Source organism: Nocardioides pymetrozini, assembly GCF_046058985.1.
Classification (GTDB): domain Bacteria; phylum Actinomycetota; class Actinomycetes; order Propionibacteriales; family Nocardioidaceae; genus Nocardioides.
Genome location: NZ_CP175556.1, coordinates 2,040,105 through 2,054,604, shown reverse-complemented (window position 1 = coordinate 2,054,604; position 14,500 = coordinate 2,040,105). Strand labels below are relative to the sequence as shown.

Genomic DNA, 14,500 nt, shown 5'->3' with positions numbered 1-14,500 from the left:
GAGCATCATGCCCCCTGCCTCATGCGTCGGGCGCAGGACCCCCGGGGATCGGCGCATCCGGGTCGTACGGTGAGCGGGTCCACACGAAGGTCGCGCACTCCAGGTGGCTCACCCGGCCGTCGGCCCGACGGCGCGTCCGCAGCCGCTCGCCCCGGTGGTAGCCCTCGATGCCGAGGAAGGCGTCACCGTCGCGCCGGAAGCGCTCCTCGAGCTCACCCGTGCGCAGGTCGCGCATCCTCAGCTCGCCACCGACCCACTCGAACGCGAAGCCGGTGTGTCCCCAGAACCAGACACCGAGCACGTCGGCGACCTCCGCCGGCACGGGACGGGGCGAGGGCCGCCACGGCACCGTCACCGGTCCGCCGCGGGCGTCCACCGCCAGCAGCCGCGCCGGCACCTGCTCGGCGTCCAGCCCGGTCGTGGCGTCCGCGAGCGCGACCACAGCGTCGCGCGCGTCGCGGTCGACGAACAGGGATGCCTGGAAGCCGGGCATCGAGCCGGTGTGGCCGACCATCGTGCGCTCGCCGACCCGCAGCACGCGCAGCCCCAGGCCGTAGGACTCCGCAGGGGCGGCCGGTGCGGCCATCTCGTCGAGGGTCGCGGGCGAGAGCACCTCGGGGTGGCCGGTCGCCAGGAAGTCGGCCCAGCGGAGCAGGTCGCCGACCGTGCTCCACAGCTGGCCTGCCGGCGCCATCGCCCCGGTGTCGGTGTGCGGCTCCGCGCTGAGCGTGTGGGCGAAGTGGTCGACACTGCGTCCCGGCGCATGGTCCGGCGGCGGGTGGTAGGTCGTCGCGCCCATCCCGAGCGGAGCCAGGAGCCGGGCCTGGACGACCTCCCACCACGGGGCGCCGCGCAGCCGCGCGGCGACCTCCCCCAGGAGGGCGTACCCGAGGTTGGAGTAGTGGTAGTACTCCCCCGCAGCGGCCACCCGCCCCGAGCCGTCGTTGGCGGCGAGCAGCTCCGCGACCGAGCCGCCGTCGACCCGCTCCCACCACGGACCGGCGGGCTCGCTCTGCAGGCCCGCGGTGTGGCTCAGCAGGTCACGGATGGTCGCCTCGCCGTAGCCCGCCTCCGGCACGTGGGCACCGACCGGGTCGTCCAGGCGCAGGGCGCCCTCGTCGCGCAGCTGCAGGACGAGGACGGCCGTCAGCGTCTTGGTGATCGAGCCGATCCGGTACGACGAGGCGGTGCTCACCGCGCGGCCCGGCAGCACACTCACGCAGCCCTGCCAGACCGGCGCCCCGCCACGGGCGACGGCGGCCGAGACCGACGGCAGCCGTCCGGCAGCCTGGAGCGCGGCCAGCGCCTCGTCGTACGCCACGGGGCGCTCAGTCGGCGTAGGCGTCCACCGGCGGGCAGGCGCAGACCAGGTTGCGGTCGCCGTAGGCCTGGTCGATCCGGGCCACCGGCGGCCAGTACTTGTCCGGGGAGATCCCGGCCGGGAAGACCGCGACCTCGCGCGAGTACACCCGGTCCCACTCGCCCACGAGTGCGCGCGCGGTGTGCGGCGCGTGGTGCAGCGGCGAGGCCTCGACGTCCCACTCCCCCGCGGCGACCCGGTCGATCTCGCCCTTGATCGCGATCATCGCGTCGCAGAAGCGGTTCAGCTCGGCCAGGTCCTCGGACTCGGTCGGCTCGACCATGAGCGTGCCCGCGACGGGGAAGGACATGGTCGGGGCGTGGAAGCCGTAGTCGATGAGCCGCTTGGCGACGTCGTCGACCGACACGCCGGTCTGCGCGGTGATCGGACGCAGGTCGAGGATGCACTCGTGGGCCACCAACCCGGACTCGCCGCGGTAGAGCACCGGGAAGTGCTCGCCCAGCCGGGCGGCCACGTAGTTGGCCGAGAGGACCGCGACCGCGGTGGCCCGGGTCAGTCCCTCGGCGCCCATCATCCGGATGTAGGCCCACGAGATCGGCAGGATGCCCGCGGAGCCGAACGGCGCGGCGCTGATCGCGCCCGTCCCCTCGCGGCGGCTCTCGTCGGGGTGCAGCGGGTGGGTCGGCAGGTACGGCGCCAGGTGCGCGCGCACCGCGACCGGGCCCACGCCCGGACCGCCGCCGCCGTGCGGGATGCAGAACGTCTTGTGCAGGTTCAGGTGGGAGACGTCGCCGCCGAACCTGCCGGGCGCGGCGTAGCCGAGCAGGGCGTTGAAGTTCGCACCGTCGATGTAGACCTGCCCACCGTGCTCGTGGACCACGTCGCACAGCTCGGTGATGGTCTCCTCGTAGACGCCGTGCGTGGAGGGATAGGTGACCATGATCGCCGCGAGCGTCGCGGAGTGCTGCTCGCACTTGGCGCGCAGGTCGTCGAGGTCGACCGTGCCGTCGTCGTTGGCCTTGACGACGACGACCTTCATGCCCGCCATCACCGCGGAGGCCGGGTTGGTGCCGTGCGCGGACGACGGGATCAGGCAGACGTCGCGCTGTCCCTGTCCGTTGGCCCGGTGGTAGTTGCGGATCGCGAGCATCCCGGCGTACTCGCCCTGCGCGCCGGCGTTGGGCTGGATGGAGACGCGGTCGTAGCCGGTCACCTCGGCCAGCCAGCCCTCGAGCTGCTCGATCAGCTGGCGGTAGCCCTCGGCGTCGGCGGCTGGCACGAACGGGTGCAGCCCGGCGAAGCCGGCCAGCGAGATCGGCTCCATCTCCGTGGTGGCGTTGAGCTTCATCGTGCAGGAGCCCAGCGGGATCATGCCGCGGTCGAGCGCATAGTCGCGGTTCGACAGCCGCGCGAGGTAGCGCAGCATCGAGGTCTCGTTGTGGTGGGTGTTGAACACCGGGTGGGTCAGGAAGTCCGTGGTGCGCTCAAGCTCGTCAGGGATCGCGCCGGCGACCGACCAAGGGCCGTCGACCGGCTCCGCCCCGAAGGCCTCCAGCACCGCGCCGATCGCCGAGCCCGACGACTCTCCCACGCTGATGCCGACATGGTCCGCGTCGACCAGCCGCAGGTGCGCTCCCCCCGCGCGCGCGGCGGCGACGATCTCCTCCGCGCGCCCCGGGACGGAGGCGAGGACCGTGTCGAAGAACGTGTCGTGCACCACCTCCACGCCGGCGCTGCGAAGTCGATCCGCGATCAACGACGCCAAGGCGTGGATCTGCTGGCTGATCGCCTTCAGCCCCGCCGGCCCGTGGTAGACGGCGTACATCCCCGCGGTGACCGCGAGCAGCACCTGCGCGGTGCAGATGTTGGAGGTCGCCTTGTCGCGGCGGATGTGCTGCTCGCGGGTCTGCAGCGCCAGCCGGTACGCCGGGCGGCCCTCCGCGTCGACCGAGACGCCGACGAGCCGGCCGGGGAGCTGGCGCTCGAGGCCCTCGCGCACCGCGATGAAGCCGGCGTGCGGGCCCCCGTAGAAGAGGGGGACGCCGAAGCGCTGCGCGGAGCCGACGACGACGTCGGCCCCCAGGGTGCCGGGCGCCTCGAGGAGGGTGAGGGCGAGCAGGTCCGCGGCGACGACGGCCAGTCCGCCGTGCTCGTGGACGGCGTCGATGACGGGCTTGATGTCGGCGACGCGGCCCGACGCGCCCGGGTACTGGACCAGGACGCCCGCGACCGGGCCCTCGGGCAGGCCGTCGGCGAGGTCGGCGACCAGGATCTCGATGCCGAGGCCCTCGCACCGGGTGCGGACGACGTCGATGGTCTGGGGCAGCGCGTCCGCGTCGACGACGAAGGGGCCCGCGGCCTTGCGGTTGGCCCGGTAGGCCAGCGCGACCGCCTCGGCGGCCGCCGTTCCCTCGTCGAGCAGGGACGAGCCGGCCGTCGTGAGTCCGGTCAGGTCGGCGACCATGGTCTGGAAGTTGATGAGCGCCTCGAGGCGGCCCTGGGAGATCTCCGGCTGGTACGGCGTGTAGGCGGTGTACCAGCTCGGGTCCTCGAGCACGTCGATGTGACGGGAGGCGAAGGGGGCGCTCATGAGCGAGGGAGGCTCCTGGGGTCGGGGTCGATGAGTCGATCGAGCCCTCCCCCTCTGTCGGCGCGCCGCTGCGCCTTCAGAGTTGCCTGCTCCGCACGGTCCTGGCGCCTGAGAGGTTCCGGGGAGGGATTGCCCCTTCGGCGCAGGCACGGGGCCTGACTCTCCCGTGCAGCATCAACAGCGAGTACAGGCTACCCCACGTTGCGGGCAGCGCGGCGAGCAGCGAGCTCGTCGCCGGCGACGGCGGCGTCGCCCTCGGCCTCGTTGGCGTGCTCGCTCGGGAGCTGCGCCAGCGTGCCCTCGATCTCGCGCCACACCCCGCCGATCGCGATGCCGAACACGCCCTGGCCGCCCTGCAGGAGGTCGATGACCTCGTCGTTGCTGGTGCACTCGTAGACGGAGGCCCCGTCGCTCATCAGGGTGACCTGGGTGAGGTCGTCGGTCCCGCGCTCGCGCAGGTGGCCGACGTGCAGGGAGATGCCGGCGTCGAGCAGGCGCTTGATGATCTTGAGGATCAGGATGTCGCGGAAACTGTAGAGCCGCTGCGAGCCGGAGCCCTTGGCACCGCGCACGCTGGGCTCGATCAGGCCCGTGCGGGCCCAGTAGTCGAGCTGGCGGTAGGTGATGCCGGCGGCGTTGCACGCGGTCGGGCCGCGGTAGCCCAGGTCGCTCGGCAGGGGCGACACGTCGTCGGTGAAGAGCAGTCCCTGCTCCTCGGCGGCAGCAGTCGCCGCGGTCACGTCCTGACCGACCTTCTCGGGCTGCTGCTCGTTCACGGATCCTCCAGGTCGCTGCGCCGATGCGCGGGTTGCACTGCTGTGGTTCGACCTCCTCACGGTACGGCCGCGGTGTCCGGCCGGTCAAAGAGGTGGCTGGGCGTGTCGCCGAAAACCCTCAACCTGAGGCTGAGGTTCAACCCTCCGCGCCGAAGTCCTCCGGCGAGACGTGGTCGAGGAACTCGCGGAAGGCCTCGACCTCGTCCTCCTCCTCGGCGGGCGCGGCGAGCCCCGCCTCGGCGAGGACGTCCTCGTCGCAGTAGATCGTGGTGCCCGTGCGCAGCGCGAGGGCGATCGAGTCCGAGGGGCGCGCGCTGACCTCGACGCCGGACGCGAAGACGAGCGTGGCGTAGAAGACGCCGTCGCGGACGTCGGTGATCCGGACCTCGCTCAGCTCGTTGCCGGTGGCGGTGAGCACGTCGCGCATCAGGTCGTGCGTCAGCGGGCGCGGCGGGACGACGCCCTGCTGGGCGAACGCGATGGCGGTGGCCTCGACCGCACCGATCCAGATCGGCAGGTAACGGTCACCCTCGACCTCGCGCAGCAGCACGATCGGCTGGTTGGACGGCATCTCCACCCGGACACCCATCACATCGACCTCGCGCATGCGTCCAGCCTACTGCGTGGGGACAGACGGCTCAGATGCGACGCAGGCCGGCCTTCACCAGTGTCGCGTGCAGCCGCACGGAGAGCGCCGCGATCTCGCTGACGGTGTCCTCCGCGCGGGCGCTCGCGCCGGCATCGCGGCCCTTGCGCGGCGTCACGACCTGCTGGATCAGGCCGACCTCACGGTCGGCCGCGGTCCGGAAGGCGCGCAGGTGGCGCGGCTCGATGCCGTAGTCGGCGAGCTCGCGGGCCGTCTGCGCGACCACCAGCGCGTCGGTGTCGTAGTGGCCCGTCGGCGAGGGCGTGATGATCGCGAAGGACTCGAGCTGGCCGAGCAGCTCCTCGTCGATCTCGGCGATCTTGAGCAGCTCCTTGCGCGAGAGCCGCAGCCGGTCGGTACGGCGGAAGGACTCGGGCGCGGGCAGCCCGTCGGCGCCCAGGGCGACGGTCGGCACGGTCGGCACCACCGGCTCCGGCTCGGGCGGGGTGAGTCCGCGGTCGATGGCGTCAAGGTGCTCCCCGATGACCTTGAGCGGCAGGTAGTGGTCGCGCTGCATGCGCAGGATGTAGCGCAGCCGCTCGATGTCGCCCTCGGAGAACTTCCGGTACCCGGCCGGCGTGCGCTCGGGCTTGACCAGGCCCTCGGCCTCGAGGAAGCGAATCTTGGGGATGCTGATGTCCTCGAACTCGGCACGCAGCCGGTCGAGCACCTGACCGATGTTGAGCCGTGGCTCCCGCTCCCCCCGAGCGACAGCAGCCGTCATCACGCGCTTTCGTGACCGGCGAAGAAGACCAGGCGGTACTTCCCGACCTGGACCTCGTCGCTGTCCTTGAGCTGGACCTTCTCGATCCGGTCGCGGTTGACGTAGGTGCCGTTGAGGCTGCCGGCGTCCTCCACGGTGAAGGTGTCGCCGTCGCGCCGGAAGACGGCGTGCCGCCGTGAGACCGTGACGTCGTCGAGGAAGATGCCGCTCTCCGGGTGGCGTCCGGCGCTCACCTCGTCGGCGTCGAGCAGGAACCGGCTGCCGGAGCCGGGTCCCTTCTGGACGACGAGCAGAGCGTGGCCGACCGGGAGCGCGTCGACCGCCGCGGCGTCGACCGGGCTGAGGGCGCGGTCGGAGGTCTCGACGCGCTCGCCGCCGCCGAACTGGATCGTCGCGGTGGCGTCGGTCGGAGGCGCCGGCTCCGGCGCGACCAGCCGCGTCCCGCACTGCGAGCAGAAGCGGGCGTCATCGGGGTTCTGCCGACCACAGGCGGTGCAGAACGGCATCAGTGGCTCCTCACGGTGGGTCTTCTCACGAACCTACCGGATCAGTTGTCGAGCTGGGCCTCATATGCGGCGGCGTCGAGCAGTCCCTGGGCCTGGGCGAGGTCCTGGCCGTCGGCCGGGACGACCTCGAAGAGCCAGCCGGCGCCGTACGGGTCGGTGTTCACCAGCTCGGGGGTCGCGTCGAGCGCCTCGTTGACGGCCACGACCTCGCCGGTGACGGGCGCGTAGACGTCGCTGACCGACTTCGTGGACTCCAGCTCGCCGCAGGCGTCGCCGGCGCTCACGGACGCACCGACCTCGGGGAGGGACACGTAGACGATGTCGCCGAGGGCGTCCTGGGCGTAGTCGGTGATGCCGATCCGCACCGAACCGGCGGCCTCGCCGGGCTGACGGAGCCACTCGTGCTCGACGGTGTACTTCAGGTCCGCGGGGTTCGTCATGGCGCCACCTTATTGCCCCTGGTCCGGAACGGCATACGAAGGCCGGTCGCGTCGCACGACCGACTCGATGTCGACCGTGCTCACCTCCTCGACCTCGACGACGGCTCCGTCGTTCTCGAGCTGCTTCTTGGGCCCGTAGGCGAAGGTCATCGCCTCGGACAGCACCGCCGGGTCGCCGATCGCCACGATGGCGTACGGCGCCTCGATCCGCTCGCCGTCGACGAGGAAGCCGCCGTCGTCCTCCGCGAAGGAGGTCTGCGCGACGACCCGGACCTTGCCGTTCACCTCGATCGCCTCCGCACCCACGGTGCGCAGCTCCTGGATGGTGTCCAGCAGCGAGGACAGGCGGACCTCGCCGTCCTCCTCGGTGATGGTCACGCGGAGGCCGGGACCGGTCACCGGCACGAGCCCGGCCAGGATGTTGAGGTCGTCGACCTCCGCCTCGGCCTGGTCCAACGCGGTCTGCCGCTTCGTCGTGTCGTCGCGCAGGCCGCTGGCGACCTCCTCGAGACGCTCGATCTCGGTCTCGGTGCGCTGCCGGGTGCCGGCCAGGCCGTCGAGCAGGTCGATCAGCTCCTGCTCACGCAGTCCCGCATAGGTCTCGTCGGTGTCGGCGGCCCGCACCTGGGTGACGGCGCCGAAGCCCACCAGCGCCAGCAGCACGGCGGCCACCAGCTGCCTGCGGGAGGGACGCAGAAGCGCCTGCCGCAGCCGGTCGGCGGGCGTGGCGTCGGCGGGTGTGGCGTCGGCGGGTGTGGCGTCGGCGGGTGGCTCCGGCACGGGCTCCGGCTCAGGCATGGAAGATGTGCCTCCGGATCGCGGCGACGTTGGTGAAGATCCGGATGCCCAGAACGACGATCACGCCGGTCGACAGCTGGCCGCCGACGCCGAGCCGGTCGCCCAGGTAGACGATGCCGGCAGCGATCACGACGTTGCTGAGGAACGAGACGACGAACACCTTGTCGTCGAAGATCCCGTCGAGATACGCGCGCAGCGCGCCGAAGACCGCGTCGAGCGCGGCGACCACGGCGATGGGCAGATAGGGCTCGACCGCGCGGGGGACGTCCGGCTGGAAGAAGAAGCCGAGGGCCACGCCCACGACCAGTCCGAGCACCGCGATCACGGCATCTCACCTCCCTGGCCCTTCGGCTCGATCTGTGCGTACTCCGCCGACCGTAGCCGCTGCAGCGCGCCGGGCGCGGCAGGCAGGTGGAGGTCGTCGACATTGTCCATCGAGTGCTCGAAGCCGTACTGGCGGGCCAGCGCGACGAAGCGCAGGCCCGCCTGGGTCTCGACGAAGCTCGACGCCAGCGTGCGCCGGTCGCCGATGGCGAGGATCGTGAACGGGGGCGCCACGCCGACGCCGTTGACCTCGATGGCCTCGCTCACGTTGCGGATGCCGCCGCGGGCGTTGAGCCGCTGGCCGTTGATCGAGATCGCCTCGGCGCCGGCGTCCCACAGACCGTCGACGAGGAGCGCGAGGTCGGAGTCGCGCAGCCCCTCGTTGGGGCCGGCGTACGGAGGGTTGTCCAGGGTGACCCGGACACCCGCTCCGGTGACCGGCTCGAACCCGGTGAGGGCGCCGAGCCGCGAGCGGCGCGTCTGCACCTCGGCGTAGCGCCGGCCGAGCGAGCGCAGGCTGCTCTCGGCGGCGGCGTTGGACGTGCGCAGGCCGGCGAGCTCCTCCTGGAGCCGGCGTACCGTGGCGCGACGCGCCTCCAGCCGCTCGATGAGGGTCGCCCGGCTCGCGTCGTCGACGTCGGCGTTCTCCGAGGTCTGCACGCCCGCGACGGTGACCAGCATCGCGAAGGCCCCGATCACGAGGACCACGGCGACGTGGTAGGCGCGACGCGTCGCGGGCTCCCGGGTGGCAGCGGTGCGCGAGGCGGCGACCTGGTAGTCCCGGTCGATCGCCTCCTGGGTGATCAGCGCGAGCAGCGGAGTGCGGGACCGGTCGAGGCTCTCAGGCATGGGCGCGCCGCTCGGTCGTGGCGAGGAGCCGGCGGACCTGCCAGGCGTAGAGGACCCCCGCCCACCAGTACAGGCCGATCCCCCACAGGGCGAACGCCCAGCCGAAGACCTGCGCGAGGGTGGCCACCGTGCCCTCGCCGTCGCCGAGCAGCAGCAGCGGGAAGGCGTAGAGCAGGTTGAAGGTCGCGGCCTTGCCCAGGAAGTGCACCGGCAGCGCGCTGTAGCCGCGCGTCCGCAGCAGCGGCACCAGGCCCCACAGCAGGAGGTCGCGCAGCGGCAGGCACAGCGCGACCCACCACGGGATGATGTCGCGCATCGCCAGCCCGACCACCACCGCGAGGATGTAGAGCCGGTCGGCGACCGGGTCGAGGAGCTGCCCCAGCTCGGAGGTCTGGTCGAGCTTGCGCGCCAGCCAGCCGTCGAGGAAGTCGGTCACCCCCGAGACCATGAGCACCACGAGTGCGAGCACGTCCTCCTCCGGCCCGAGGACCAGCCAGAGGAAGAGGGGGACGCCGAGCAGCCGCAGGAAGCTGATCAGGTTGGGCAGCGTCAGCACGGTCACGATGATGGCTCCTCGGAGTGAGCCGCGTCGCGGATCTCGCCGACCAGCTCCTCGATGACGTCCTCCAGCGCCGCGATGCCCAAGGTGGCGCCCGCGGGGTCGACGACCCGCGCCATGTGCGCGCCCCGGCGCTGCAGGACCTCGAGGGCGTCGTGCAGCAGCGTGCTCTCGGTCACGGTCGCGAAGGGCCGGATCCACCGGTCCGCGATCGGGCGCTCACGGCGCTCCTCGTCGGGTTCGAGGACGTCCTTGATGTGCAGGTAGCCCAGCAGCTCGCCGCCCCCGCCGGCGCTCTCGGCACCGGACACGACCGGGAAACGGCTGAAGCCGGTGGCCGCGCAGAGCGCCTCGACGTCGGCGCCGGTCGACCCGCGGACCACGGTCGCGAGCGAGTCGGGACGCATCATCACCTCGCCGACGGTCTTCTCGGTGAAGCCGAGGGCGAACGAGAGCCGGTCGTACTCGTCCTCGGCGATCAGGCCCTCGCCGTGGGACTCCTCGACGAGGGCGGCGACCTCCTCGCGGGTGTAGGTGCTGCCGATCTCGTCCTTGGGCTCGATGCGCAGCAGGCGCAGGATGCCGTTCGCGATGGCGTTGATGCCGGCGATCACCGGCCGCAGCACCGTGACGATGCCGAGCATCGGGGGTCCCAGGATGAGTGCGGCGCGGTCCGGGCCGGCGATCGCGATGTTCTTCGGCACCATCTCGCCCAGCACGACGTGCAGGAAGACGACGACCGTCATCGCGATGACGAAGGCGACGGGGTGCAGCCACTCGTCCGGGACGTGCAGCTCGTGGAAGGCCGGCTCGATCAGGTGGGCCAGCGCGGGCTCGCCGACGGCACCGAGGCCCAGCGAGCAGATCGTGATGCCGAGCTGCGCGCCGGCCATCATCTCCGAGACCCGCTCCATCGCGGTCAGGGTGATCTGCGCCATCCGCGACCCGGCCTGCGCGCGGGGCTCGATCTGGCTGCGGCGCGCCGAGATCAGGGCGAACTCCGCGCCGACGAAGAACGCGTTCGCGCCCAGCAGCACCACCGCCAGCAGGACGCCGCCGAGGTCACCCATCGGCGCCGACCTCCTCGACGCGCATGGAGATCCGGTCGATCCGCAGGCCGTCCATGTGGTCGACGGTCAGCACGGCGCGGCGGGCGGGCCCCTCCTCGTCCTCCCCCTCCGTGGGAAGGGGTACGACGGCCACGTCGCCGGTCTGCGGGACCCGGCCGAGCACCTTGAGGACGAGTCCCGCGACGGTGTCGTAGTCCTCGCTCTCCGGGAGCGGGACCTCGGTGAGGTCCTCGACCTCGTCGGGACGCAGCAGGCCCGAGAGGGACCAGGTGCCGTCGCGGCGCAGCCGGCCCCGGGCGCCGAGCCGGTCGTGCTCGTCGGCGATGTCGCCGACGATCTCCTCGATCACGTCCTCGAGCGTCACGATGCCGGCGTGGTCGCCGTACTCGTCCAGCACGATGGCCATCTGGAAGCCGTCGGCGCGCAGCAGCGCGAGCAGCGGGTCCAGGCGCAGCGAGTCGGGCACCAGGATCGGCTTGGCCATCAGGTGCTTGACCTTCGTGGTCGCGCGCTCGTGGAGCGGCAGCGCCACGGCGTTCTTGACGTGCACGGTGCCGACGACCGCCTCGGAGTCGTCGAGCACGGGGAAGCGCGAGTTGCCGCTCTCGCGAGCCAGCGCGATGACCGCGCTGGCGCGGTCGTTGACCTCCAGCGACCGGGTGCGCACTCGCGGCGTCATGATCTCGCCGGCGGTGCGCGTGCCGAACTCCACCGAGCGCTCCATCAGCTCGGCGGTGTCCGCGTCGAGCGTCCCCTCGTCGGCCGAGTGCTGGATGAGCGAGGCCAGCTCGGTGGAGCTGCGCGCCGAGCGCAGCTCCTCCTGGGGCTCGACCCCGAGCCGGCGCACGATCGCGTTGGCGCTGCCGTTGAGCACCCGGATCGGTCCGCGGCACAGGGCGGTGAAGGCCCTCATCGGGCCCTGGGTGAGCCGCGCGGTGGCCAGGGGCAGCGCGATGGCGACGTTCTTCGGCACCAGCTCGCCGATGAGCATGGTGAGCAGGGTGCTCAGGGTCAGGCCGATCGCCACCCCGACCGGCCGTACGGCGCCGTCGGCCACCCCCGCGGCCGCGAGGGGGTCGCCCAGCAGCTCGGCGATGGCCGGCTCGGCCAGGAAGCCGATGGCCAGGTTCGTGATGGTGATGCCGACCTGGGCGCCGGAGAGCTGGGTGGACAGCGACCGCAGCGCCTTCTGCAGACCGAGCGCGGCGGCGTCCCCGTCCGCGGCGGCCCGGTCGACCTGACCGCGGTCGACGGTGACGAAGGCGAACTCCGCCGCGACGAACAGTCCACACGCGAGCACGAGGAGGATGGCGAGCCCCAGCAGCAGCCAGGCGGTCATCGGGTTCTGCGGCTCCTGCCCACGGTTCGGTACCAGTCGATCAGCTCTGGGTCGTCCACACTACCCGGATCGTAGGCGGCGCCGAGGTCCTGGCCGGCGAGCACCTTCTTCACGGGGACCTCGAGCTTCTTGCCGGTCCGCGTGTGGGGGATGCCGGGCGCCTGGATCACGACGTCCGGCACGTGACGCGGCGAGGCATGGGTGCGGACCGCGTCGCGGATGCGGGCGTCGAGCGCCTCGTCGAGCTCCACGCCCTCGGCCAGCACCACGAACAGCGGCATCCAGTAGCCGCCGTCGGGCTCCTCGACGCCGATCACCAGCGCCTCGCGCACCTCCGGCAGCGCCTCGACGGGCTCGTAGATGTCGCCGCTGCCCATCCGGATGCCGTTGCGGTTGAGCGTCGCGTCGGACCGGCCGTGGATGACGACCGAGCCGTGGTCGGTGATGGTGATCCAGTCGCCGTGACGCCACACGCCGGGGTAGGTGGCGAAGTAGGCGTCGCGATAGCGGCTCCCGTCGTCGTCGCCCCAGAAGCGGAGCGGCATGGAGGGCATGGGCCGGGTGACGACGAGCTCGCCGACCTCGCCGCGCACCGGCGCGCCCGCCGGGTCGTAGGCGTCGAGTGCGACGCCCAGGCAGGGCCGGCTGAGCTCCCCCGGCCACACGGGCAGGGTCGGGGCCGGGCCGACGAAGGCGCTGACGACGTCGGTGCCGCCGCTGATCGAGCAGATCTGGACGCCGGGCCCGAGCTCGGACTGGAGTGCCTCGTGGCTGGTGGCCGGGAAGGTCGACCCGGAGATGCCGACCCGGCGCAGGCGGGACAGGTCGTGACCGGCCGGTCCCACGCCGTCCTTCTGGCAGGCGGCGACGTAGCCCGGGCTCATCCCCGCGACGGTGACGTCGTGTCGCGCGGCGAGCGCCCACAGGCCGTCCGTCGCCGGGTGGGCCGGGCTGCCGTCGTACGCGACGACGGAGGCGCCGGTGAGCAGCCCTCCGACGACGAAGTTCCACATCATCCAGGAGGGGGTCGTGTACCAGAACAGCCGCTCCCCCGGCCCCAGGTCGAAGTGGTACGCCGCCACCTTGGCCTGTTCCAGGAGCGCCCCGCCGTGCCCGTGGACGATGCCCTTCGGCCGGCCGGTCGTGCCGGAGGAGAACAGCACCCACAACGGATGCCCGAACGGGACCGGCGTGGGCGCGAACGGCAGGTCGGCGCCGGTCGCCTCCTCCCAGGCAGGGGTACCCACCTCGAGCGTCGCGCGCAGCGTGGGCAGCGCGGACGCGAGCTCGGCGACCACCTCGGTGCGGTCGTGCCGGCGCCCGCCGTGGACGTAGGAGGAGGCGTGCAGGAGCACCACCGGGTCGAGCTGCTCGAACCGCGCGCGGGCGGCCGACGCCGCGTAGTCCATGCCGCACACCGACCACACGGCGCCGAGGCTGGCCGTCGCCAGCAGCCCGACGATCGCGTCCGGGGTGTTGGGCAGGAAGGCGACGACGCGGTCGCCCTCGCCGACGCCGAGCCCGCGCAAGGTCGCGGCGAGCGAGGCGGTCCGGCGCCGCAGCTCGGCCCAGGTGAGCGCGCGGGCGGCGGAGGGGTCCTCTGTCACGCCGACGACCGCGACCTCCTCGTCCGGACGGCCGTCCAGGACGGCGGCCGCGTAGTTGACCCGCGCGTCGGGGAACCAGACCGCACCGGGCATCCGCTCCTCCGCCAGCGCGGGCCCCGGCAGCGGGAAGCCGAGGTGCTCGGCGGCGAGGGACCAGAAGGCGTCCAGGTCCGTGACGGACCAGGCCCACAGCTCGTCGTACTCCTGGGTCGTGCCCGCGCCCAGCGGGCGGCCCGTCGCGGAGGAGGCGAACGCGGCGAGCTCCTCGATCCGGCTCATGAGGTCAGGGTAGGCGCCATCTCGCTCACCCGCGCCCAGTCGCCGCCGGCATCGCGGACCCGCAGCAGGCGGGCCGGGACGCCCCCGACCACCGCATGGTCCGGCACGTCGCCACGCACCACCGAGCCCGCCGCCACCACGACGTTGCGCCCGATCGTCGTGCCGGGCAGGACCATCGCCCCGTGTCCGATCCACGATCCCGAGCCGATCCGGACCGGCTGGTGGGTCCCGAACTGGCGGCCGATCGGCGTGTCGGGGTCCTGGTAGCCGTGGCTGGCGTCGGAGACGAAGACGTCCTGCCCGAACCACACGTCGTCACCGATCTCGATCGACTCGTGGGCAGTGAGGCAGACCCGCGCGCCGAGCACGCACCGCTCCCCGATCACGAGCCCGCGCTCAGGCAGCACTGCCTGGGTCGGGCCGTAGCCCACGGAGAGGGTGGCGTACTTGCCGATCAGGGTGTCCCGGCCGACGTGGATCGCGGGGGCGTTGACGACGTCGGAGATCGGGAACGCCAGGCACGCCCCGGAGCCGAAGGTGCCGAACCGGTCGGCCAGGTCGGTGCCCGGCGCCACGTCGCCCAGGTGCTCGGCCCAGCGCCAGGCGGAGTGGACGGACCGGTTGAGGAGGCGGCGCAGCGGGCGCCGGAGAGCGAGCACCGGCCGAGGTTAC

General features: G+C 72.6%; 15 protein-coding genes and 1 riboswitch. All 15 genes read right to left on the bottom strand.

Annotated elements, in window-relative coordinates; genetic code table 11:
* Positions 1–19: 19 nt before the first annotated feature.
* Positions 20–1,321, bottom strand: a complete 1,302-nt coding sequence (locus ACJ5H2_RS10050; RefSeq protein WP_408899420.1) for a serine hydrolase domain-containing protein — start codon at positions 1,319–1,321, stop codon at positions 20–22.
* Positions 1,322–1,328: 7 nt separating this feature from the next.
* Positions 1,329–3,911 carry an aminomethyl-transferring glycine dehydrogenase gene (gene gcvP / locus ACJ5H2_RS10045; protein ID WP_408899419.1) on the bottom strand — a complete coding sequence of 861 codons (2,583 nt, stop codon included), beginning with the start codon at positions 3,909–3,911 and terminating at the stop codon, positions 1,329–1,331.
* A gap of 86 nt (positions 3,912–3,997) precedes the next feature.
* A riboswitch (glycine riboswitch) is annotated at positions 3,998–4,088 on the bottom strand.
* 14 nt (positions 4,089–4,102) lie between these two features.
* Positions 4,103–4,687, bottom strand: coding sequence for a MerR family transcriptional regulator (locus ACJ5H2_RS10040; RefSeq protein ID WP_408899418.1), 585 nt, complete (start codon positions 4,685–4,687; stop codon positions 4,103–4,105).
* A gap of 136 nt (positions 4,688–4,823) precedes the next feature.
* Positions 4,824–5,294 (bottom strand): bifunctional nuclease family protein, encoded by a 471-nt coding sequence (locus tag ACJ5H2_RS10035; RefSeq protein WP_408899417.1) that lies wholly within the window; start codon positions 5,292–5,294, stop codon positions 4,824–4,826.
* A gap of 31 nt (positions 5,295–5,325) precedes the next feature.
* Positions 5,326–6,057, bottom strand: a complete 732-nt coding sequence (locus ACJ5H2_RS10030) for a MerR family transcriptional regulator (RefSeq protein ID WP_408899416.1) — start codon at positions 6,055–6,057, stop codon at positions 5,326–5,328.
* Positions 6,057–6,563 carry an FHA domain-containing protein gene (locus tag ACJ5H2_RS10025; RefSeq protein WP_408899415.1) on the bottom strand — a complete coding sequence of 169 codons (507 nt, stop codon included), beginning with the start codon at positions 6,561–6,563 and terminating at the stop codon, positions 6,057–6,059. The genes ACJ5H2_RS10030 and ACJ5H2_RS10025 overlap by 1 nt, the downstream gene beginning before the upstream one ends.
* A gap of 41 nt (positions 6,564–6,604) precedes the next feature.
* Entirely contained in the window at positions 6,605–7,003 is a 399-nt protein-coding gene (gcvH, locus tag ACJ5H2_RS10020; protein ID WP_408899414.1) for a glycine cleavage system protein GcvH, read from the bottom strand.
* A gap of 9 nt (positions 7,004–7,012) precedes the next feature.
* Positions 7,013–7,801, bottom strand: coding sequence for a DUF881 domain-containing protein (locus ACJ5H2_RS10015; protein WP_408899413.1), 789 nt, complete (start codon positions 7,799–7,801; stop codon positions 7,013–7,015).
* Positions 7,794–8,126, bottom strand: a complete 333-nt coding sequence (locus ACJ5H2_RS10010; protein WP_408899412.1) for a small basic family protein — start codon at positions 8,124–8,126, stop codon at positions 7,794–7,796. The genes ACJ5H2_RS10015 and ACJ5H2_RS10010 overlap by 8 nt, the downstream gene beginning before the upstream one ends.
* Positions 8,123–8,974, bottom strand: a complete 852-nt coding sequence (locus tag ACJ5H2_RS10005; RefSeq protein WP_408899411.1) for a DUF881 domain-containing protein — start codon at positions 8,972–8,974, stop codon at positions 8,123–8,125. The genes ACJ5H2_RS10010 and ACJ5H2_RS10005 overlap by 4 nt, the downstream gene beginning before the upstream one ends.
* Positions 8,967–9,536, bottom strand: a complete 570-nt coding sequence (locus tag ACJ5H2_RS10000; RefSeq protein ID WP_408899410.1) for a CDP-alcohol phosphatidyltransferase family protein — start codon at positions 9,534–9,536, stop codon at positions 8,967–8,969. Before ACJ5H2_RS10000 ends, ACJ5H2_RS10005 begins: the two co-directional genes overlap by 8 nt.
* Entirely contained in the window at positions 9,533–10,603 is a 1,071-nt protein-coding gene (locus tag ACJ5H2_RS09995) for a hemolysin family protein (RefSeq protein ID WP_408899409.1), read from the bottom strand. Before ACJ5H2_RS09995 ends, ACJ5H2_RS10000 begins: the two co-directional genes overlap by 4 nt.
* Positions 10,596–11,942 (bottom strand): hemolysin family protein, encoded by a 1,347-nt coding sequence (locus ACJ5H2_RS09990; protein WP_408899408.1) that lies wholly within the window; start codon positions 11,940–11,942, stop codon positions 10,596–10,598. Before ACJ5H2_RS09990 ends, ACJ5H2_RS09995 begins: the two co-directional genes overlap by 8 nt.
* Positions 11,939–13,828: an acetoacetate--CoA ligase gene (locus ACJ5H2_RS09985; RefSeq protein ID WP_408899407.1), complete on the bottom strand. Its 1,890-nt coding sequence runs from the start codon at positions 13,826–13,828 to the stop codon at positions 11,939–11,941. Before ACJ5H2_RS09985 ends, ACJ5H2_RS09990 begins: the two co-directional genes overlap by 4 nt.
* Positions 13,825–14,487 (bottom strand): acyltransferase, encoded by a 663-nt coding sequence (locus ACJ5H2_RS09980; protein WP_408899406.1) that lies wholly within the window; start codon positions 14,485–14,487, stop codon positions 13,825–13,827. The genes ACJ5H2_RS09985 and ACJ5H2_RS09980 overlap by 4 nt, the downstream gene beginning before the upstream one ends.
* Between the last annotated feature and the right edge of the window lie 13 nt (positions 14,488–14,500).

Bases quoted from the DNA above. Each gene is read 5' to 3' on its own strand.
- gcvP (WP_408899419.1), bottom strand. From the start codon at position 3,911: ATGAGCGCCCCCTTCGCCTCCCGTCACATCGACGTGCTCGAGGACCCG.
- ACJ5H2_RS10035 (WP_408899417.1), bottom strand. From the start codon at position 5,294: ATGCGCGAGGTCGATGTGATGGGTGTCCGGGTGGAGATGCCGTCCAAC.
- ACJ5H2_RS10030 (WP_408899416.1), bottom strand. From the start codon at position 6,057: ATGACGGCTGCTGTCGCTCGGGGGGAGCGGGAGCCACGGCTCAACATC.
- ACJ5H2_RS10025 (WP_408899415.1), bottom strand. From the start codon at position 6,563: ATGCCGTTCTGCACCGCCTGTGGTCGGCAGAACCCCGATGACGCCCGC.
- gcvH (WP_408899414.1), bottom strand. From the start codon at position 7,003: ATGACGAACCCCGCGGACCTGAAGTACACCGTCGAGCACGAGTGGCTC.
- ACJ5H2_RS10015 (WP_408899413.1), bottom strand. From the start codon at position 7,801: ATGCCTGAGCCGGAGCCCGTGCCGGAGCCACCCGCCGACGCCACACCC.
- ACJ5H2_RS10005 (WP_408899411.1), bottom strand. From the start codon at position 8,974: ATGCCTGAGAGCCTCGACCGGTCCCGCACTCCGCTGCTCGCGCTGATC.
- ACJ5H2_RS09995 (WP_408899409.1), bottom strand. From the start codon at position 10,603: ATGGGTGACCTCGGCGGCGTCCTGCTGGCGGTGGTGCTGCTGGGCGCG.
- ACJ5H2_RS09990 (WP_408899408.1), bottom strand. From the start codon at position 11,942: ATGACCGCCTGGCTGCTGCTGGGGCTCGCCATCCTCCTCGTGCTCGCG.
- ACJ5H2_RS09985 (WP_408899407.1), bottom strand. From the start codon at position 13,828: ATGAGCCGGATCGAGGAGCTCGCCGCGTTCGCCTCCTCCGCGACGGGC.